Annotated in this window: 20 protein-coding genes; 8 read left to right on the forward strand and 12 right to left on the reverse strand. The window is 72.6% G+C overall.

The features are described from left to right. Window positions 1-55: 55 nt before the first annotated feature. Window positions 56-487 carry a Fur family transcriptional regulator gene (locus tag E0H26_RS08805; RefSeq protein ID WP_131303048.1) on the forward strand — a complete coding sequence of 144 codons (432 nt, stop codon included), beginning with the start codon at window positions 56-58 and terminating at the stop codon, window positions 485-487. A 66-nt stretch (window positions 488-553) separates the two neighbouring features. Next, complete coding sequence (gene katG / locus E0H26_RS08810) at window positions 554-2,758, forward strand: catalase/peroxidase HPI (RefSeq protein WP_206024961.1); 2,205 nt, start codon at window positions 554-556, stop codon at window positions 2,756-2,758. Between the two features lie 272 nt (window positions 2,759-3,030). Here katG and E0H26_RS08815 read toward each other — a convergent pair whose 3' ends face one another. The 6 genes from E0H26_RS08815 to E0H26_RS29190 all read right to left on the reverse strand — a co-directional run bounded on the left by E0H26_RS08815 (window position 3,031) and on the right by E0H26_RS29190 (window position 8,636). Continuing rightward, window positions 3,031-4,125 carry a DUF2332 domain-containing protein gene (locus E0H26_RS08815; protein ID WP_165521788.1) on the reverse strand — a complete coding sequence of 365 codons (1,095 nt, stop codon included), beginning with the start codon at window positions 4,123-4,125 and terminating at the stop codon, window positions 3,031-3,033. 260 nt (window positions 4,126-4,385) lie between these two features. Beyond that, the gene (locus E0H26_RS08820) at window positions 4,386-5,600 is read right to left on the reverse strand and encodes a S8 family peptidase (RefSeq protein ID WP_131303054.1); all 1,215 of its coding nucleotides are present in this window, start codon (window positions 5,598-5,600) and stop codon (window positions 4,386-4,388) included. A gap of 174 nt (window positions 5,601-5,774) precedes the next feature. Continuing rightward, window positions 5,775-6,740: a hypothetical protein gene (locus E0H26_RS08825; RefSeq protein ID WP_240742077.1), complete on the reverse strand. Its 966-nt coding sequence runs from the start codon at window positions 6,738-6,740 to the stop codon at window positions 5,775-5,777. Continuing rightward, window positions 6,740-8,110 (reverse strand): hypothetical protein, encoded by a 1,371-nt coding sequence (locus E0H26_RS08830; protein WP_240742078.1) that lies wholly within the window; start codon window positions 8,108-8,110, stop codon window positions 6,740-6,742. Before E0H26_RS08830 ends, E0H26_RS08825 begins: the two co-directional genes overlap by 1 nt. Continuing rightward, a complete protein-coding gene (locus E0H26_RS08835; protein WP_131303055.1) occupies window positions 8,107-8,412 on the reverse strand; it encodes a DUF6403 family protein in 306 nt (101 codons plus the stop codon). Before E0H26_RS08835 ends, E0H26_RS08830 begins: the two co-directional genes overlap by 4 nt. A 68-nt stretch (window positions 8,413-8,480) precedes the next feature. Further along, complete coding sequence (locus E0H26_RS29190) at window positions 8,481-8,636, reverse strand: hypothetical protein (protein ID WP_206024963.1); 156 nt, start codon at window positions 8,634-8,636, stop codon at window positions 8,481-8,483. Between the two features lie 69 nt (window positions 8,637-8,705). Between E0H26_RS29190 and E0H26_RS08840 the strand changes: the two genes are divergently transcribed. Next, window positions 8,706-9,200 (forward strand): molybdenum cofactor biosysynthesis protein, encoded by a 495-nt coding sequence (locus E0H26_RS08840; protein ID WP_131303056.1) that lies wholly within the window; start codon window positions 8,706-8,708, stop codon window positions 9,198-9,200. Between the two features lie 128 nt (window positions 9,201-9,328). Beyond that, window positions 9,329-9,670 carry a DUF952 domain-containing protein gene (locus tag E0H26_RS08845; protein WP_131303057.1) on the forward strand — a complete coding sequence of 114 codons (342 nt, stop codon included), beginning with the start codon at window positions 9,329-9,331 and terminating at the stop codon, window positions 9,668-9,670. Here E0H26_RS08845 and E0H26_RS08850 read toward each other — a convergent pair. Together E0H26_RS08850 and E0H26_RS08855 are read right to left on the reverse strand one after the other, a co-directional pair. Next, window positions 9,659-10,414, reverse strand: coding sequence for a hypothetical protein (locus tag E0H26_RS08850; RefSeq protein WP_131303058.1), 756 nt, complete (start codon window positions 10,412-10,414; stop codon window positions 9,659-9,661). The two genes, E0H26_RS08845 and E0H26_RS08850, sit on opposite strands and share 12 nt — an antisense overlap. Beyond that, complete coding sequence (locus E0H26_RS08855) at window positions 10,407-10,982, reverse strand: RNA polymerase sigma factor (RefSeq protein WP_240742079.1); 576 nt, start codon at window positions 10,980-10,982, stop codon at window positions 10,407-10,409. Before E0H26_RS08855 ends, E0H26_RS08850 begins: the two co-directional genes overlap by 8 nt. Window positions 10,983-11,076: 94 nt before the next feature. On the opposite strand from E0H26_RS08855, the gene E0H26_RS08860 reads away from it, so the two are divergent. Then, window positions 11,077-12,324 (forward strand): YncE family protein, encoded by a 1,248-nt coding sequence (locus E0H26_RS08860; protein ID WP_131303059.1) that lies wholly within the window; start codon window positions 11,077-11,079, stop codon window positions 12,322-12,324. A gap of 314 nt (window positions 12,325-12,638) precedes the next feature. Further along, a complete protein-coding gene (locus E0H26_RS08865; RefSeq protein WP_131303060.1) occupies window positions 12,639-13,049 on the forward strand; it encodes a roadblock/LC7 domain-containing protein in 411 nt (136 codons plus the stop codon). Between the two features lie 19 nt (window positions 13,050-13,068). Here E0H26_RS08865 and E0H26_RS08870 read toward each other — a convergent pair whose 3' ends face one another. Further along, a complete protein-coding gene (locus tag E0H26_RS08870; protein WP_131303061.1) occupies window positions 13,069-13,458 on the reverse strand; it encodes a DUF2267 domain-containing protein in 390 nt (129 codons plus the stop codon). Window positions 13,459-13,623: 165 nt separating this feature from the next. Between E0H26_RS08870 and E0H26_RS08875 the strand changes: the two genes are divergently transcribed. After that, window positions 13,624-15,732, forward strand: a complete 2,109-nt coding sequence (locus tag E0H26_RS08875; protein WP_131303062.1) for an alpha-glucuronidase — start codon at window positions 13,624-13,626, stop codon at window positions 15,730-15,732. Window positions 15,733-15,745: 13 nt separating this feature from the next. Here the strand turns inward: E0H26_RS08875 and E0H26_RS08880 are convergent, their stop codons facing one another. After that, window positions 15,746-16,828: a DMT family transporter gene (locus E0H26_RS08880; protein WP_131303063.1), complete on the reverse strand. Its 1,083-nt coding sequence runs from the start codon at window positions 16,826-16,828 to the stop codon at window positions 15,746-15,748. Between the two features lie 81 nt (window positions 16,829-16,909). Here E0H26_RS08880 and E0H26_RS08885 point away from each other — a divergent pair, with 81 nt between their 5' ends. Next, window positions 16,910-17,845 (forward strand): LysR family transcriptional regulator, encoded by a 936-nt coding sequence (locus E0H26_RS08885; RefSeq protein ID WP_131303064.1) that lies wholly within the window; start codon window positions 16,910-16,912, stop codon window positions 17,843-17,845. A gap of 37 nt (window positions 17,846-17,882) precedes the next feature. Here E0H26_RS08885 and E0H26_RS08890 read toward each other — a convergent pair whose 3' ends face one another. Next, window positions 17,883-18,566: a DUF624 domain-containing protein gene (locus E0H26_RS08890; RefSeq protein WP_131303065.1), complete on the reverse strand. Its 684-nt coding sequence runs from the start codon at window positions 18,564-18,566 to the stop codon at window positions 17,883-17,885. Continuing rightward, entirely contained in the window at window positions 18,563-20,107 is a 1,545-nt protein-coding gene (locus tag E0H26_RS08895) for a GH39 family glycosyl hydrolase (protein WP_131303066.1), read from the reverse strand. Before E0H26_RS08895 ends, E0H26_RS08890 begins: the two co-directional genes overlap by 4 nt. Window positions 20,108-20,172 lie beyond the last annotated feature (65 nt).

Below are 20,172 nucleotides of genomic sequence, written 5' to 3' on the forward strand. Positions count from 1 at the left end.
TGCTGGCCGACATTTCTTCTTGACTCATTCCAGAAAAGCGGCAAGACTGCACGGCGTGCCTACGCCCGTGGACCTCGAACAGCTGCTGCGTACTGCGGCGCTGCGCGTGACCCGTCCCCGGGTGGCGGTGCTGAACGCGGTGTACGCGCAGCCACACGCCGACACCGACTCGATCATCACGGCGGTCCGTCGGGAACTGCCCGGAGTGTCCCGCCAGGCGGTGTACGACGTACTCCGGGCGCTGACGGCCGCGGCCCTGCTGCGGCGCATCGAGCCCCCCGGCTCGGTGGCCCGCTACGAGTCGCGGGTCGGTGACAACCATCACCACGCCGTGTGCCGGTCGTGTGGCCTGATCGCCGACGTGGACTGCGCCGTCGGTGCGGCACCCTGCCTCACCGCGTCCGACGACAACCGCTTCACGCTCGACGAGGCCGAGGTCATCTACTGGGGCCTGTGCCCTGGCTGTTCCACCGTCCACAGTTCCTGAACCGCCCTTTCCCGCAATCCTGGAAGGATCCCCGTGGCTGAGAAGCACGACGCAGTCGTAGGAGACATGCAATCGGAGGAGAGCGAGGGTCGCTGCCCGGTCACGTCCGCGCGTGCCCCGCACCCCACCCAGGGCGGGGGAAACCGCGAGTGGTGGCCCAACCGACTGAACGTGAAGATCCTCGCCAAGAACCCGGCCGTGGCCAACCCGCTCGGCGCCGAGTTCGACTACGCCGAGGCGTTCAAGAGCCTGGACCTGCCGGCCGTGAAGCGGGACATCGCCGAGGTGCTGACCACCTCGCAGGACTGGTGGCCGGCCGACTACGGTCACTACGGCCCGTTCATCATCCGGATGGCGTGGCACAGCGCGGGCACCTACCGCATCAGTGACGGCCGTGGTGGCGCCGGCGCCGGCCAGCAGCGCTTCGCCCCGCTGAACAGCTGGCCGGACAACGCCAACCTGGACAAGGCCCGTCGCCTGCTGTGGCCGGTCAAGAAGAAGTACGGCAAGAACCTCTCCTGGGCCGACCTGATGATCCTCGCCGGCAACGTGGCGCTGGAGTCGATGGGCTTCGAGACCTTCGGCTTCGCCGGTGGCCGGGCGGACGTCTGGGAGCCCGACGAGGACGTCTACTGGGGCCCCGAGTCGACCTGGCTCGGTGACGAGCGCTACACCGGTGACCGGGAGCTGGAGAACCCGCTCGCCGCGGTCCAGATGGGCCTCATCTACGTCAACCCCGAGGGCCCGCACGGCAGCGGCGACCCGCTCGCGGCCGCCCGCGACATCCGTGAGACGTTCCGCCGGATGGCGATGAACGACGAGGAGACCGTCGCCCTGATCGCCGGTGGGCACACCTTCGGCAAGACCCACGGCGCGGCCGACCCGAACAAGTACGTCGGCCCCGAGCCCGAGGGCGCCTCGCTGGAGGAGCAGGGACTGGGCTGGCGGAACACGTTCGGCACCGGCAGCGGCGGCGACACCATCACCAGCGGCCTCGAAGGTGCCTGGACGAACACCCCGGTCGCCTGGGACAACAGCTTCTTCGAGATCCTCTTCGGCTACGAGTGGGAGCAGACCCGCAGCCCTGCCGGAGCGATCCAGTGGAAGCCGAAGGACGGCGCCGGCGCCGGCACGGTCCCCGACGCCCACGACCCGACGCGCAGCCACGCCCCGACGATGCTCACCACCGACCTGTCGCTGCGGGTCGACCCGGTCTACGAGCAGATCTCCCGGCGGTTCCTGGCGAACCCGGCCGAGTTCGCCGACGCCTTCGCCCGGGCCTGGTTCAAGCTGACCCACCGCGACATGGGGCCGATCCAGCGCTACCTCGGCCCGGAGGTCCCCGCCGAGACGCTGATCTGGCAGGACCCGCTCCCGGCGGTGACGCACGAACTGGTCGACGCCGAGGACATCGCCGCCCTCAAGGGCCGGATCCTCGACTCCGGGCTGTCCGTGGCCCAGCTGGTCGCCACCGCCTGGGCGTCGGCGTCGACGTTCCGGGGCAGCGACAAGCGGGGCGGCGCCAACGGCGCTCGGATCCGCCTCGAACCGCAGAACGGCTGGGAGGTCAACAACCCGGACGAACTGGCCCGGGTGCTGCACACCCTGGAAGGCATCCAGGCGTCGTTCAACGCCGCCCAGACCGGCGGCAAGCAGGTCTCGCTGGCCGACCTGATCGTGCTCGCCGGCTCGGTCGGCGTCGAGCAGGCCGCCCGTGCTGCCGGCGTCGACGTCGAGGTGCCGTTCACCGCCGGCCGTACCGACGCGTCGCAGGAACAGACCGACGTGGAGTCCTTCGCCGCGATGGAGCCCACCGCCGACGGGTTCCGCAACTACCTCGGCAAGGGCAACCGGCTGCCGGCCGAGTTCCTCCTGCTCGACAAGGCGAACCTGCTGACCCTCAGCGCGCCCGAGATGACGGTCCTGGTCGGCGGTCTGCGGGTTCTCGGCGCGAACCACGAGCAGTCGCAGCTCGGTGTGTTGACCGCGACCCCCGGGGTGCTCACCAACGACTTCTTCGTCAACCTGCTCGACCTGGGTACGGCGTGGAAGGCGACCTCCGAGGACGCGAACACCTTCGAGGGTCGTGACCTCGCCACCGGTGAGGTCCGGTGGACCGGCAGCCGCGCGGACCTGGTCTTCGGCTCGAACTCCGAGCTGCGCGCCCTGGCCGAGGTCTACGCCAGCGACGACGCGCGGGAGAAGTTCGTGCACGACTTCGTCGCCGCGTGGGTCAAGGTGATGGAACTGGACCGGTTCGACCTGGCCTGATCCAACCTCGACGTCCAGGCCGGCCGGCACCCGGCCGGCCTGGACGTCGCTGTGGGTCCGGTGGGCAGGCCGCTGTGGGCGGTGCTGTGCTGGGCGTCGCTGTGGGTCCGGCGGGCGTGCCGCTGATTGGCCGTTGCTGTGGGCAGGCGGCTGTGGGTCGGCGCCGTGCTGTTTTCCGCTGTGGGCCGACCGGGGCACGTCGCTGTGGGTCAGCCCGTGCTGTTCCCCGCCTTTGGGCCGGCCTGGCCGTGGTGCTCGCTGGTGACCGGGGATCAGCCGGGGAAGGCGGCTCGGCGGCGGTCGTGCCCGCCGGGTGCGGCGCGGGCGCCCAATTCGGGTAGGGGCTCCAGCCAGGCCAGGTGACCGTCGGCGACGGCGATGGTCCGGCTACCGGTGGCGTCGGTGGCGGTCAGCCCGATGCCGGGCCGGCCGGAGGGCGCGACGCGCTGATCGTCCTCCAGCGCGAGATGCAGCATCGGCCCGTCCGCCGCGAACGCGGCGATCGCCGCGTCGAAGCCCGGCCGCTGTTCGACGGGCACATGGATGCGGGTCGCGGTGTGTACGACCAGGCGCGGCAGTCCGGGTGGGAGGCTCGCCGCGACATCGGCGCCGAGGTCGACGATGTCGCCGCGCAGTACCCGTGGCGGATCGTCGGCCACCACCCGCATCGCCGCCTCCAACAGCGCCGCCTGGTGCGCGTTCTCCGGCCACACCAGCGCACGTAGCCAGGCCCGGTCGTCGGCGTCGGTGAGGTCGGGCGGATCGAGGTCGACGCCCACGACGTCGGCGATGACCGGCAACCGGGCGAGGTCGGGCAGCAGGTGGGCGTCCGGCACGTCGGCGCGGATGTGCACCCCGGAGTCGGCCGCGCCGAAGGTGGTGCCGCCCACGGTGAAGGCGTATCGGTCGGCCCGCAGGTTCAGGCCGGCGCTGCAGCCCACCTCGATGACGCAGACCGGTGCCCGCGTCGCGCCGCGCAGCAGCGCCAACCCGAGCCGGGTCACCAGGCAACGCTGTACGTGGTTGGTCTGCACCAGCCGGGTGGCCAGGATCGCCGCGATCTGGTCGGCGTACGCGGCGCAGAACCGGGCGAAGGCCCGTCCGGTGTGCTCGTCGACCGGTCGGGCGCGGTCGCCGACCACCGAGGGGTAGTACTCGGCGAGTGGATCGGTCGTACCGGCGAGCAGCAGATAGTGGACGGCACCGAAGAGCGCGAACGTCGGCTGCTGGCCCGGCCGAGTCCGCGCCGCCAGTTCGACCAGCGCCGGCTCGTCCGCCACCACGGCAAGCAGGTGGCGGTACAACGGCGAACTGTCGAACCCACGCGCCTCCCGAAACGCCCCCACCACCGTCCCTTGGCTCCCCATCCAGCGAACTCTATCCGAGCATCCCTGTAGATCTTGGTGCGAAAGGGCCCTCGCAGGGGCACTTTCGTACCAACATCCACGCATCCCGCGGCGGGAGCCGCGCAGATCCAGGTGTCGCGCTAGGAAGGGAGGCGGTCGTGAGGGGGGATGGCGCAGCAGTACTCGATGACGCCAGCAGGAATTGATGACGCCAACAGCGTTGGCGGCGTACGACGCTGTCCACGGGGCGGGGTGCCCGTGGACAGCGTCGCTGCTCGTGCCTAGAGGTTCTGCTTGTTGAGCAGCCTGTTCGGGGTGCCGGAGAGGCTGCCGCCGACCACACCGGTGGTGGCGTTGTTCACGATCCAGTTGTGCACGGTGGCCTGGCTGGCGTCGCCGTACGTCGCCTTGTAGAGCGCGGCGACCCCGGCCGCGTGCGGGGTGGCCATCGACGTGCCGTTCAGGCTGGCGGTGGTGGAGGTGGGGTAGGTGGAGACGATGGCCGAGCCGGGGGCGTAGATGTCGACGCACGTGCCGATGGAGGAGTAGCTGGCGCGGGCGTCGGTGTTGGTGGTGGCGGCGACCACGAGTGCCGCGGTGAGGTTGCGCGGCAGCCGGTCGCAGGAGTTGCCGCCGGTGTTGCCGGCGGAGGCGGCCAGGAAGACGCCGCTGTTCATCATGTTGGTCAGCGCGGTGGCCAGGGTGGAGCTGTAGGTGTAGTTCCAGGAGGCGTTGGCCACGGCGGGCTTGCTCGCGTTGCGGGTCACCCAGTCGACCGCGCCGACGGCGGCGGAGAGGGTGCCGCCACCGGAGCAGTTCAGCCACTTCACGCCGTACAGTCGGACGTTCTTGGCCACCCCGTGGCTGGTGCCGCCGATGGTGCCGGCCACGTGCGTGCCGTGGCCGTTGCAGTCGGTGTTGTTGCTGTCGATCGAGTTGTACGCGAACGTGGCCCGGCCGCCGAAGTCCGGATGGTTGGCCTGGATGCCGCTGTCGATGACGTAGGCGTGCACCCCGCTGCCCGTCGAGTTGTAGGTGTAGCTGCGCGACAGGGGCAGGTTCGTCTGGTCGATCCGGTCCAGGCCCCAGGAGGGCGGGTTGCTCTGGGTCGCGTCGATCACGTCGTACTGGATCACGTCGCGTTCGATGCTCAGCACGTTGGCGTTGTGCGACAGTTCGGCGACCTGCGCGGCGGTGAGCCGGGCCGCGAATCCGTTCACCGCGCGACTGAAGTAGGCGGTGGGGGTGGTACGCAGCGCCCGGTTCGGTGCGCTCGCGTCGGTGCCTGGCTTCATGGTGACGACGTACGCCCCGGGGATGACGGTGACGTCGCTGGCGGCCTGCGGCGTGGTGATCGGCAGGGCGGCGGCCCGGTAGGGGCCGCCCGCGGCCATCGCCGGCTGCGGCAGGGTGAGCAGGGCGGCGACGACGGTGGTCGCGGTGATGCCGGCGGCGACCGCGACGCGGCGCAGGCGCGGTGGGCGTGCTTGTGACACGAAGCCTCCTCGGGGGTGGATCATCCGATGTGGATGATCGATGGCGCTGAGGGGAGGCTATATAGATGTCGAAAAACATATAAGCCGGCTGATGTTACAGATTGGTGTCACCTGCCCGGCGGTAGGTGTTACAGCGGTGGCGTGGGTCGGCCGCCGGGTGTGGTGGGTCGGGCCTCACCTTCGGCTGCGACTGCCGCCTCGCCGCCGGTCCCGGCCGAGCCGCCGATCCCGAGCGGTCGGTTCGTCGGCGAGCCGTGACGCCCGTCGGCTGAGCGTGTCGACCTGCCCGCGCAGCCGGCGTACGGCGGTCTCGTCGGTCGCCGGCACCGCCGTGACCTCGTCGAGCAGCTGCGTGTAGTCGCTGGCCAGCCGCAGGTAGGCCGGACGGGCGTCGGCACCGGACCGGCCCCCGAACCGCTGGTCCAGGTCGACGATCTGTTGGGCGAGCGCGGCGGTGGCGGCGGTGAGTGCGGCCCGGCCGTCGGCGTACCCGGCGCGGCGGGCCTGCCGGGCGTCGGCCAGCCGACCGGCCCGGCGCCCGATCAGCCAGAGCACCGTCGCGCCGGTGACCACACCGCCGACGGCCGCACCGGCCAGCAGGTACCGGGGCAGCGACGGGCTGACCGTACGGGCCCCGTCGGGCACGGTGCCGGCCCGCACCAACAGGTCGTAGTTGAGGGTGACCACCTTCAGCGCCTCCAGCGGCTGGTCGACGAAGGCGTCGATGCCCCGGCTGATCGTCGTCTCCATCACCATCGCCCGGCCCAGGTCCCGGTTGTCCCGTTGCGGAAAGCGGGAACAGCCGTAGGTGTCCCACTCCGGCCCGGCCCGGCTGACGGCCAGCACGAGGGTGCCCGACGCGGCCCGCGTGGTCTGCGCGCACGCGGCCCGCAGGTCGTCGCCGGACGCCATCAGCAGGACGACCAGCCGACGGTTGCCGATGATCCGCTCGGCGGCGGGCCGGTCCAGGTCGATCCCGGGTGCGACGTACACCGACGACGCGCGCACCTCACGGGCGATCGGACCGTCGAGGATCCCGCCGGACCACAACGCCCATCCGGCCAGCACCAGGCAGGCCAGCACGGCGCCCACGAAGGTGGTGCCGATCAGGTCGGCGAGCAGACGACGCAGCGTGGACATCACGACAACCTGCCCTGGAGGTAGTTGGCCGGTCGGTAGCTGGGGATGCCCACCACCGAGGCGGCCTCGTCCAACTCGGCCGTCGCGTCGTCGAGCAACTGCCACACGTGCCGCGCGGGCAGGCCCTCGTCCACCGCCGCACGGGCGGCCTGGAGCTTGCCGATGCCCCGGGTCAGGGCGGGATTGCTGCGGGCGTCGGTCAGCAACGACACCTCGACGGCGAGCGCGGTGAGCCCGGCCAGCCGGGCCGCCCCGGCACCCAGCCGTGGCTCGCCCGCAGCACCGAGAACCCCGGAGCGGCGCAGCGAGCGGGCCGACAACACCAGGAACCCGGCCACGCAGCCGGTGAAGATCCAGGGCAGCGCCGGCAGCGCCACCCGCAGCGGATCCAGCGGCCGGTACGGCAGCGGCCGGTCGAACAGGCCCGCGTACCGGATGTCGGTGACCTTGCCCAGGTACGCGCCGAGCACGTTGCGCTGCGGGTAGTCGAACCGGCTGAGCCGGTCACCGAACTGCGCGTAGAAACTCGCCCCGGCCAGGTCCGCGAAATCGGCCGCCGCCGGGCCGTGGTACTCGATCCACCCGCCGTACATCACCACCACCGGACGGTCCGGTGCGAGCCGGTTCAACGCCGGACCGTACGCCGGCAGCGGCTCGCCGTGCGGCTGTGCGGGCAGGGCGACGTACCAGGCCCCGTCGGGGAAGGCCGCCCGGGCGGCCTCCTCGGGCACCCCGTCGAGCGTGGCACCGGGGGCGACGTGTGACCCGCCGGCACGCAGGTCGGCCAGGACCCCGGCCAACTCCCCATCGGACGGTTCACGCCACCGCAGGTCGTCGCGCTCGGGCGGCGCCGGTGCGTCCCGCAGTTTGGCGATCATGGTGGTCAACGGGCCGGTCACGTCGCCGGTGGCGAACTGGGCCCGCCAGCCGGCCAGGGTGTCCGGTGCGGCCAGCAACCCCCCGCCGCCGACCTGCGTGCCGATCACCCGTACGGCGGCGTTCTCGACGTCGCGTACCCGCTTGCGTTCGGCCTCGTCCAGGCCGGGCGGCGCGACCAGGATCCGGATGTCGGCGTCGCCGATCGCCTCCCGCACCCGCTGCTCGTCCCAGTACGCCACGGCGCCCGGCAGCCGCACCACCGCATCGGCGGCCACCAGCGCGCTCATCTCCTCGGTCGAGGGCACGGTGCCCTCGCCCAACTCGCCGGCCGAGCCCTCCTCGATGCGTACCGACGGCGCCGGCGACTGGCCGTAGCTGACGTCGATGCTCTGCCGCTGGGCCAGCAGGAACACCACCAGGACGACCGTGGCGACGCCGAGCAGCACCCAGCGCAACAGGGTGAGGTGGCGGGAGAGGAATCCACCCGTCACGGCCGCGCCCGCCACAGCTCGTCGGCGCTGCGCGCGTGCGCGGTCGCCGCCCGCGCCGCCGCCGTACCGCCGCGTTCGGCGGCGAGCAGCTCGGCGCGGGCCAGCAGCCGTTCGGCCTCGGGCACCCGCACCGCCGTGGCGTCCCGGCTGACCGTGGCGCTGTCGATCGCCGCCCGCGCGGTCGACCAGGCCACCCGGGTCTCCCGGGTGCGGGCGCGCAGGCGGGGCAGCAGGGTGGTCACGAAGCCGGCGGCCAGCAGCAACACGCCGCCGACCAACCAGATCAGCAGGGATGGTGACATGCGCTCCCACCGTCCGAGGGGTTCCGGTACGGCTACCTGTCTAGCCCAGGCGTGCCAGTGCGCCCACGTCAGCCCCCTGCCGGAGCCGGGCGGGCGGCGAGGTAGTCGACCAACTCGGCCCGCTCACCCGGCAACCCGTGGCGGTGAAGTTGTCGAACGGGCACCCCGTCGGGCAGCAGGCTCTCGTCGTACCCGATGGCCAGCGAGGTCAGCAGGATCAGCACCCACTCCGGTTCGGGTGTGCCGGGGTCGGCGAGCAACGCTCAGCGGGCGGTGCGTCGTACAGTTCGACCATGCCGGGAATCGTCCAACTGCTGGCCTCGCCCGCGCACCGGTTCGTGGGCCGGCCCGCCGACGGTCCGGCGCCCGCCCCGGCCGGGGAACTGGTCGAGCAGATCCAGCTCCGGGCGGAGCTGGGCATCGTGGGTGACCGCTACTTCGGCAAGCCGGCGCACCGCGAGGCGAGCGTGACGGTGATCGCGGCCGAGTCGCTGCCGCCGGGTGTCGGCCTGGCCCAGGTCCGCCGCAACATCCTGACCAGTGGCATCGCCGTCGACGACCTGGTCGGGGCGGTGCTGGTGCTGGACTCCGGGCCGGGCCCGGTGCGGCTGCGGGTGAATCGCCCGGCGCACCCGTGCGCCTGGATGGACGTCACCATCGGCCCCGGCGCCTGGCGGGGACTGCGCGGTCGGGGCGGCGTGCGCTGCACCCCACTGACCGACGGTGTGTTGCGGGTCGGCCCGGTCGACGTGCTGATCGAGCGGCCCTCGGCCCCGCCGCAGCCCTGAGGCTCGCCAGCGGATGATCCGCGGCGTCGGTGGGCCGGCCCGAGCGCGAGGCGGAAGCAGCTGCGATCGGTACGCCCGACGGCCCGCTGATCGGCGCTGGGCGTCCGAGGCTCTGGCACTATGGCGGCGTGCTGGTCTACAAGATCCTGCTGCCCAGCGAGTGGGCAGAGCTCCAGGCGGTCGGCAGGTTCGACGGCTCACCGCTCGACCGGGACAGTGGCTTCATCCACTGCTCGTCACGGGCACAACTGCCCGCCACGGCGGCCCGCTTCTTCGGCGACCAGCCGCGACTGGTGGTCGTCGCGCTCGACGCGACGCGGCTCGGCGACGCGGTGCGGTGGGAGGACGCCTCGAACGGCGAGCGGTTCCCGCACCTCTACGCGGCCCTGCCGGCCGAGGCCGTGGTCGGCGTGCACCACCTCGCTGGCGCGGCCCGGATCGACCAGGAGATCCCGTGGTCAATCCAGTGAGTTCGCTATCCCGACCGCCTCGGCCGTCGTGAACTCGCCTTCGAGGCGGTAGGTGACCCCGTCCTGCTCCCAGATCAACGTCGCCGCCGCCAACCGCGCGCTCGCCGCCCGCACCGCGCCGGACCGGTCCACGTACGTCACCGGGTGCGGGCCGCGAATCCACACCGCCTGCGCACCGTCGACCTGCGTCCACTCCGCCCCGGCCCCACCGGCCTGCTTGGAGAAGACCGGATCCAGCCGTCCGTCGAAGGCGTCCAGCCGCACCGCACCGTCGCGGTAGAGCAGCGTCGCCACCCGGTGTGCGCCCGTACCGTCCGGATCGGCGACCAACACCCGCTCGGGCGGCCCCAGCGTCGCCGGCACCCGGATCGGGAAGCGGACCGCCCGCTGCGCCTGCTCCAGTTCGGCCGTGCGCTGCGCCGGCAGCGGTGACGGGGAACCGGTCGGCAACACCGGGTCCGGTGCGGTGCTGATGGTGATCCCGGCGAAGCGCAGCAGTCCGGTCACCGCGTCGGCGAGTGCGGCCCGGCCGGGTGGCAGCACCGCGACCAGCAGCGCGGCGAGCGCCGCAGCGAGCGCGTACCGCCATCGCCGCCGACCTCCGCCGGCCCGCAGGCGCGGCGCGGCGACGGGTGCGTCGGACGTGGCGGTCAGCCGGGCGCGGACCTGGGCGGTGACGTCCGGGGGGTCGGGGGTTTCCAGCCACGCGGACAGCTCCCGCAGCTCCCGTTCCAGGTCAGCCACGGCTCAGCTCCCCGACATCGAGCAGGCCGCGCAGCTTCGTCAGGGCGCGGGAGGTACGCGACTTCACCGTGCCCCGGGCCCAGCCGAGCATGGCGACTGTCTCGTCCTCGGTCAGGTCGAGGAAGTAGCGGCAGACGATCACCTCGCGGTCCTTCTCGGGTAGCTGCCGCAGCGCCCGGACCAGGGCGGTGCGCCGTTCCTCGGCGAGTACGGCACCGACCGCCCCGTCCTCGGCGGCCTCCGAGCCGGGTGCCACCCGGGCGGCCCGCAGCACCAGGCCGGTGCGGCGGTCCCGGGAGCGGTGCAGGTTACGGGTCTCGTTCGCGACGATCGCCAGCAGCCAGGACCGGAACGACGAGTCACCGCGATAGCGGGACAGCTTCCGGTAGCCCTTCACGAACGCCTCCTGGATGACGTCCTCCGCGTCCGAACCCGCGCCGAGCAGCACCGCCGTCCGGTACGCGGACGCGGTGTGCCGGGCGACGAGGAGTTCGTACGCCTCCAGGTCGCCCGCCTGCGCTCGGGTGACGAACTCCGCGTCGTCCAGTGGTACCTCCGGTGGAATCACCCTACTGACACCGGCCGGGCCGGGCGGGTTCCATGTTTCCGCGACGGAACCAAGCCTCGGCCGACGGTGTCATCCGGGCATGATGGCGAAGACGATGATTTCGCGCCGTACCCTGCTGGCGGCCCTCGGGGGCGTGGGTGTCGCGGCGCTGGCCGGTTGCGATCCGGCCGGGAACCGGGCGGCGGCGACCTCGGCGGGGCTGTTGCCGGACCCGCTCCTGGTCGACCTCGACGGCGGGCTCGGCGTGTTGCGTGGCGCTGAGCGGCAGGTGATCCCGCAGGCCGTCGCCACCGCCGATGGAAGGATCATCCACGCCACCGTGCCGGACGGGGCCGACACCGCCTTCTGGCGGATCGACGCCGCCACCGGCACCACCTCCGAGCGGGTCCGGCTGCCGGGGCGGTGGGTGCCGCAGACCGTCTCGGCCGACGGCACGCGGGTGGCGTTGACCACCGAGGAGGTGCACGTCACCAAGGAACGCCCCGGCGGGCGCGAGGTGACGCCGGTGTTGATCGCCGACGCCGGTGGGGTGCGGCAACAGGTGCGGTTGCCCGGGAACTTCGTGCCGGAGGCGTTCACCCACGACCACACCGGCCTGTTCGTGCTGGAGTGGCTGCCGGCGCAGGCACCGGACCGGTACCGGGTCCGGGTCGTGGACCTCGACAGCGGCGTGCCGGGCCCGCTCTACACCCGGCTCAAGCAGGCGATCCCGACCGGTGCGGAGGAGGAGATGCGCGGCGACGGGCGGCAGGCGGTGCTCGCCCCGAACCGCCGGGTGCTCTACACGCTCTACACCCACCAGCCCGACCACCAGCACACCCGGGACCGGATCAGTGGACGGCCGGGCAGCGACGTGCACGCCTTCGTGCACACCCTGCACCTTCAGGAGCGGTGGGCGTACTGCGTGGACCTGCCGCACCCGTTCGGGGAGGGCCAGCCCGTCGGGCACGCGATGGCGCTCACGCCGGACGGTAGCCGCCTGCTGGTGGTCGACGTCACCTCCGGCATCGTCGCGGACATCTCCACCGAGGAGTTGACCGTACGCGAGACGGCGAAGCTGGCCAGCGGCACCGGAGCGGCGTACGCGGCGGCCGGCGGTGGACGGCTGTTCGTCGCCGCCGGCAACTCCGTCTGGGTCTCCGACCTCGCCGGCCTCGGCGGTGGCATCGCGCGTCCGGTCGCTGATCCGGTCACCGGTCTGCTGCTCAGCCCGGACGGTGGCCGGCTGTACGTGGCCCGGGCCGGCGGGGTGAGCTGGCACGACCCGGCCGGCGGCGAAGAACTCGGCCGGCTCGCCGTGCCCGGCCTGACCGGGCTGCACAGCCTGGCGGCGCCGGCCTGAGGCGGCGGCGCGGATGCGGCGAACCGGTCGACGCGGAGACGGCGGCGACGGCACGCCGGGTGGATTCCGGTATCCGACCCGGCTGATCCGGTACGGTCCGGCCATCGTACGTTAGGAGGACCGGAGGCCAGGGTCGGCTGACGGTGCGGCTCGGAACGCCGGAGTGATCTCTGGTACGAACGTAGGAGCCTGCGGGGAACCCCCGGGGTCCGCCTGCCGTGAGGTCTGCCCGCCACGACCGGGCCGCTCCTGGCCGAGAGATGAGCGCCCTGACCACCGGTAGTGACCGGTTCGCCGTAAGGAAGGACAGCCCTATGCCCTCTGCCCTGATCGCCGACAACCTGGGCCGTGCACTGGACAGCCTGGTGAACCGGGTGCCGGGTGCCCAGTTCGCGGTGGTGCTCTCGCCGGACGGCATCATGCTGGGCGCGTCCCGGGGCATCGACGACGAACTGGCGGAGCAACTGTCCAGCATGGTCTGCGGGCTTCAGGCGTTGGGCACGGCCGCCGCCCAGGTGTGCGGCGAGGGCGAACTGCACCAGGTGGTCGTACACATGTCGCGGGCGTTCCTGTTCCACGCCACCACCGGCAACGGGGCGATCCTCACGGTCGGTATCGACGGCGAGGCCGAGGTCGGTGACATGGCGTACGAAGTCGCCATGTTCGTCGCCCAGGCCGGTGACCACCTGCCGGTCTACCTGGAACCGGCCGTGACCGACGCCTAGCGGGCGGGGCGGGCCCGGCTCACCCGTCGTACGGTGGGGCCGGGTTGACCACCTGCCACAGTTCGGCCGGCAGGTGCGCGATGACGTCGTCGTACTCGCCGGGCGTGGCGGTCGTGCGGATGGTGTCGAGCACCGCGCGGATGCCCGCCTCGGCCAGTTCCGGGTCGACGTCGGCCCGTCCGCCGACCCGCTGCACGAACACGTCGAGCCCGAAGCGCTCGGCGTCCTCGTGTGGGGCGAACGTGTACGCACGCAGCCCTTCGGGCAGTTGGTCGGCGAGGTCGCGGGCCTGGCCGCCGTCGATCCGCTCGGCCAGGGTGGTCAGTGTGGCCCGCGCGATGGCGGCCGCCTGCTCCGCTGACGCCCCGGTACGGCTCGCCACGGAGTCGATGAACTCGTTGTCGTCCACCTCGCCGCCCCCTTCTCACCACGGATGCGGCGTCTACCCACCCAGCGGCCCACCAAACGGCGGTTCAGGTCGGTGACCGCAGGCGTGCAGCTTCCGGAAGTACCTTGACCTATCTAAATAGACCACTACAATCTGCGCAATGCGACGGCATTGCCGGGGGCGCCGATGATCATCACCGATTCGAGCGACGTCCATCCGGCCTGGCTGCCGCCGGAGGCGTTGCGCGCCATCGGCACCCGCCGCACCGTGGTCTGCGGGGAGGGCCTGCTCGTCGACACCGTCTTCGCCGAGGTCGACCGGGCCGCCACCTGGTACGGCGGCACGGCACGGCGGGCCGGCGGCGATCCCGGCCTGCCCGCGGTGGACCTGGTGCTCGCCCTGAGCTGCGCGCTGCCGTCCCCCCGGCCCGGCCCACCTCCCGCCGAATCCGACCCGGACGGGTCGTCGGCCGCGATCGACGCCGTGCGGGCCGAACTCGGTGCGGCCGGGGCGGGTCCCCTCGGCGCCGAGGGCTTCGCGGTGGCCCGCCACGGTGCGGTGACCGTGGTGCTGGCCGATACGCCGGCCGGGCTGCTGTACGGACTCTTCGACCTGGTCCGGCTCGGTGAGTCGGGCTTCGGCCCGGCCCACCCGGCGCGGGTGCGTCGCCCGGCCATGGCCCGGCGGATGCTCGACCACTGGGACAACGTCGACGTGCACCCGGTGATGGGGCAGGTCGAGCGCGGTTACGCCGGTGGCTCGATCTTCTGGCAGGCCGGTCGGCCCCGGCGTGACGAGGCCCGGGTCACCGCGTACGCGCGGCTGCTGGCCGCCTGTGGGATCAACGCGGTGTCGGTGAACAACGTCAACGTGCACGCCACCGAGGCGCGGCTGCTGACCGAGCGGCTCGACGACGTCGCCGAGATCGCGGACCTGCTGCGTCCGTACGGCATCCGGGTGCACCTGGCGGTCACCTTCGCCGCCCCCGTCGTCCTCGGTGGCCTGCCCACCGCCGACCCGCTCGACCCTGCGGTGCGCGCCTGGTGGGCCGAGACCACCGAGCGGGTGTACGCGCGCATCCCCGACTTCGGCGGCTACCTGGTCAAGGCCGACTCGGAGGGCCAGCCGGGTCCGTTCAGCTACGGCCGTGACCACGCCGACGGGGCGAACGTGCTGGCCGAGGCGCTGGCCCCGGGTGGTGGCGTGGTGCACTGGCGGGCCTTCGTCTACAACCACCGGCAGGACTGGCGCGACCGCTCCACCGACCGGGCCCGGGCCGCGTTCGACCACTTCTCGCCCCTCGACGGCCGGTTCCAGGACAACGTGATCGTGCAGGTCAAGCACGGTCCGTTGGATTTCCAGACCCGGGAGCCGGTCTCACCGGTGATCGCGGCGATGCCCGGCACCCGGCTGGCCGTGGAGTTCCAGGTCACCCAGGAGTACACCGGCCAGCAGAGACACGTCTGCTACCTGGCCCCCTGGTGGAGCGAGATCCTGCGGTTCGCCCCCCGGGCTGACGACGGGGCCACGGTCGCCGAGCTGGCGGCCGGCGGCGGTGGCCTGGTCGCCGTGTCCAACGTGGGCGACGACGAGTTCTGGACCGGGCACCCGTTGGCCCAGGCCAACCTGTACGCCTTCGGCCGGCTCGCCTGGGATCCGGAGCTGCGCCCGCAGGCGGTGCTCGACGAGTGGATCGACCTGACCTTCGACCCGGCCAGCTGCCCCGATCCCGAGCTGCTGCGGCGAACGCTGCACGAGATCATGGACGACTCGTGGCGTACCTACGAGCGGTACACCGCCCCGCTGGGCGTGGGCTTCATGGTCCGCCCGGGCCACCACTACGGCCCCGACGTCGACGGGTACGAGTACACCCCGTGGGGCACGTACCACTTCGCCGACCGCGACGGCGTCGGCGTGGACCGCACCCGCGCCACCGGCACCGGCTTCACCGGCCAGTACCCGGCACCCTGGTCACAGGTGTACGAGTCGCTCGACCGCTGCCCCGACGAGCTGTTGCTCTTCTTCCACCACGTGCCCTACCACCATGTGCTGCGCTCCGGCAGCACGGTCATCCAGCACATCTACGACACCCACTTCGACGGCGTACGCGAGGTCGAGGCGATGTGCCGGCGCTGGGAGTGGCTCGCCCGGCTGGTCGACCCGGCGGTGTACGCCCGGGTGACCGAGCGCCTGACCGAGCAACTGCGCTGCGCGCGGGAGTGGCGCGACCAGGTCAACGCCTACTTCCACCGTAAGTCCGGGGTGCCCGACGCCCACGGCCGGCCGCTGCACTGACCGGCCGTGAGTGTCAGCGGCGCGTGGCGAGCACCACGCCGGTCAGGCAGAGCGCGCCGCCCAGCAGGGCGAGCGGTACCGGAACCTCACCCAGCACCGTCCAGGACAGCGCGACGGTCACCGGCGGCACCAGATAGGTCGCCGCGGTGGTGCGGCCGGCAGTCCAGCGGGAGAGCACGTAACCCCAGGTGAGGAAGCCGATCGCGGTCGGGAACACGCCCAGGTACAGCAGGCCGAGGCTGGCCGCTGGTGGGGCGGCGGCGAGTTCCCGGAGCAGCGTGGGCGCGAACGGCAGCAGGGCCAGGGTGCCGGCCAGCGCGCCGAGCCAGGTCATCGTCACCGCGTCCACCCGGGCCAGCAGGCGCTTCTGGAGGAGTACGCCGAAGGCGTACAACACGGCGGAGAGCACCGCGAGTGCGACGCCGAGCTGGTCGGCGTGGCCGGTGAAGCCGCCGGCGGCGATCAGGGTCACGCCCACGAAGGCGACCGCCACCCCGACGCCGAGGCGGCCGGTGAGCCGCTCACCCAGCACGAGGATGGCGGCCACCGCGACCAGGATGGGTGCGATCGCCACGAGCAGGGCCGCCGTTCCGGCGTCGACCAGCCGTTCGGCGGCGTTGAGCGCCACGTTGTACCCGCCGAACCAGGCCACGCCCCACACGGCGATGAGCCCCAGGGTCCGGCCACCGGGCCGTCCGGTGCGGCCGGGCGTGGTGCCGTCGACGGCCGGTGTGGCGGGCCGTTGGCGGTGGCGTCGGGCACCGGCGGTGAGCGCCACGAACACGCTCAGCGCGAGGCACGCCGCCACCATCCGGCCCAGTGCCATGGCACCGGGGGAGTAGTCGTGCCCGGCGAATCGGATGCCGACGAACGCCGACGCCCACAACAGCACCGTGGTCCCAGCGGCGGCCACGACCGGCCAGGAGTAATCCCGCCCGGCCGGCTCGGTTGGTCTGGCCGGCTCGGCTCGCTCGGCTGGCTCGGCCCGTTCCGGTGCGCGGCGGCCGGTGTCCGCGACGGCGGGGGCCCGGGTGGGCGCGGCGACCCGGATGGGGGTGGCGACCCGGATGGGGGCGGTGATGTCCGGACAGGTCATAGGGTGATTCTCATCCGGCCGACACTTCAGTACCAGCGACTCTTTCTTCACGACGATTAAGTCGCGCTTTATAGTTGCGGTGTGCTCGACGTTCACCGCCTCCGGGTCTTCCGTTCCGTCGTGGCCTCCGGGTCGGTCCAGGCGGCCGCCGCCAACCTGGGCTACACCCCTTCCGCCGTCAGCCAGCACCTCAGCGCACTGCAACGCGAAACCGGCCTCGCCCTGTTCGCCCGGGCCGGGCGCGGTATGCGGCCCACCGCCGCCGGGCACGCCCTCGCCGCCGAGGCGGACCGGGTGCTCGCCCGCGTCGGCGAGGCCGAGTCGCTGATCGCGGACCTGCGAGCAGGTCGTACCGGCGCGCTGTCCATCGCGTACTTCGCCTCGGTCGGCGCCGCCTGGATGCCCCACGTGGTGCGCCGGGTCACCGCCGCGCATCCGGGCGTCCGGCTCGACCTGGAACTGCGCGAACACATCCCCAACAGCCGGGAGGAACGCGCCGACGTCCAGGTGGTGGTCGCGCCCACCGGCTTCGACCCGGGTTCGGGCTTCACCGCCCACCATCTCGTCGACGACCCCTACGTCGCCGTGCTGCCGGCCGGGCACCGCTTCGCCGACCAGCAGGAGGTGGACCTGGCCGCGCTGGCCGACGAACGCTGGGTCGACAACGACTTCACCCGCGGCTGGTGCCGGGCCAACCTGATCGAGGCCTGCACCGCTGCCGGCTTCAATCCGACCTTCGGCGTCGAGGCACACGACTACCCGACGGCACTCGCCTTCGTCGACGCCGGCATCGGTCCCACGGTGCTCCCCGCACTCGGCGCGGTCCGGCTACCCGACGGCGTGACCCGGGTCCGGGTGGTCCGTCCCACGCCGGTCCGGTCGATCCACCTGCTGGTGCACGACGCGGTCGAGCACACTCCGGCGGTGCGTACGGCGATCGCCGCGCTGCGCGAGGCCGCCGCTGCCGGGCCCGGCCCGACGTCCCACACCGGCTCGGGCCACTGCCCGGGGTCGTAGTCCCCGCCGACCGGCACCTTGCCGGTGGCCGGTCGGCTCACGCGGTGAACTCCCGTCGGATCGCGGTGATCATCGGCTCGCCGCCACGGACCAGCGCCAACGCCAGCACCGAACCCAGCGCGGCGAGTGCGGCCTCCGAGGCGACCAGGGTGAGCACCGTCGCCGCGACCAGCAGCAACCCGGTGCCGACCGGCACCACCGGGGTACGCAGCACGAAGTACCCGGCCAACCGGAGCACGTCGCGCAGCCGGAAGGCGAACAACGAGGTGATCACCAGCGCGTTGACCCCGACCAGCGCCACCCCGGCGGCGACCAGCACCAGCGGCACGGCCCACCAGCGGGACAGCCCGATCGCCGGCAGGTTGACCAGGTTGATCGCGAGGATCGCCAGCCACATCAGCATCGGCACCCAGACCAGCAGCGACCCGACCAGGTTCACCCGGTAGCCGCGCCAGAACAGCCGGGCCGGGTGCAACTCGGTCAGGTCGAGGCGCTGATGGTGCAGCGCGTACAGGGCGGCGGACAGCGCCGGGCCGAGCGGCACCGCACAGACGGCGACCAACGGCAGGTTGCTCGCGTGCCGTTCCAGCGCGAACAGCGCGACCAGGCCGGGCGCCGCGCTGACCAGCAGCAGCACCTCGACCACCAGCAGCGTGTAGACCAGCGCGGCGACCCGCGACAGCGGACCCGCGCCGAACTCGCGCCGGGTCGCCGTACTCACGGTGCCCCCGCCCCGATGTGTCCGTCCGGATCCGGGTCGAGGCCGAGCAGGCGGCGCTCGTCGGACCAGGGTGGCGTCTCGTCGGTCACCGGGGTCAGCTCGGCCAGGGTCACCTCGTGCCGGGAGAGGTGCAGGTCGAGGTCGACCCGGCCACCGTGCACCGGCAGCGACCGGTGCCGGCGGGCCGGTTCGGCGGCCTCCCGCAGCAGGTCGAGTTGTCGGGGCGTCGGTGAGGCCGGCCGGCCCAGCTCGCACCACGCCCGCCGTACGTTGCCCACCTCCTCGCTCACCGAGGTGCGCAGCAGGAAGGCGGTGCGGGCCACCGGAACCGGCAGCGACAGCCGTACGGTGTGCCGGTCGACCGGGTCGGCGCCGGTGACGTCGACCGGCGCCCAGGCCAGCACGCTGATCCGGCCGGTGTCGTCGCGGGTGACCAGGTGGTCCGGGCCGCGGGCGAGCACCTGGTCGCCGAGGCGGCTCAGGAACGCGTACAGGTGGTAGGCGGGTTTCTTGAGCTGACGGTGGGTGAGCAGGCCGAAGCCGCCGTGCAACAGGGTGCTCGGGATGCCCTGCTCCTCGAAGACGTCGCTGAACGTCCAGTACGCGAACGAGTCGACCAGGTCACCGCCGGTGGCCAGCACCGGGGCGAGGTAGGCGGCGTGGAACGCGGTGTCGTGGATCGGGTTGTCCGGCCGGTAGGAGGAGTTGAACTCGGTGATGTGCACCGGCAACTCCGCCAGCGGGGTGCCGGCGAGCTGCCGGCGTGGGCTGGCGAACTGCTCCAGCAACCGGTCCGCCGGGGCCAGGGTCTGGTGCACACCGAACGGCACGTGCTGCGCCGGCCCGGAGGTGTACGCGTGCCGGCTGACGAAGTCGATCGGCACCGACCGGCCGGTGACGTACTCGGCGAACCGGGGCAGCCAGTCGTCCCCGGCACCGGGGGACAGCGCCGGCCCGCCGACCTGGAGTTCGGCGTCCACCTCCTTGACGGCGTGCGCGCTCACCTCGTACAGCCGGTGGTAGGCGTCGGCGTCCGCGCCCTGCCAGAAGTCGGTGAGGTCCGGTTCGTTCCACACCTCGATGGGCCAGCCGCGCACCTCGGCCAGCCCGTACCGGTCGACCAGGTGACCCACGGTGGCCCGGACCAACGCGGCCCACTCGGTGTGCGAACGCGGTGGCGTGACGTTGCCGCGCCACCAGAACACCGTCTGCTCGCCACTGGCCAGCCCGGACGGCATGAAACCCAGCTCCACGAACGGCCGGACGCCCAGTTCCAGGTACGCGTCGACGACCTGGTCGAGGTAGGTGAAGGCGTGCCGGACGTGCCGCTCACCCCGGTACTCGTACGGCCGGTGCACGCCGACGCCGTCGCTGAACAGACCGTGCCCACGGATGTGCCGGAAGCCGATCTCGCGTTGCAGCAGGGCCAGCGAGTCCTGGTAGTCACGGCGTAACGCCAGGTCGAACCGGCCGGTGCCGACGGCGAACCGCCACGCGTCGGACAGCCGGCCGCAGGGGTCGTCGGCAACGGTGATGCGCATCGTCGTCCTCATCCCTCGGCGCCGGGTTCGTCAGGGGGTGGCCGGTCCGGTCGCGCCGACACGAC

Origin of the sequence: Micromonospora zingiberis, assembly GCF_004331455.1 — a bacterium.
Classification (GTDB): domain Bacteria; phylum Actinomycetota; class Actinomycetes; order Mycobacteriales; family Micromonosporaceae; genus Micromonospora; species Micromonospora zingiberis.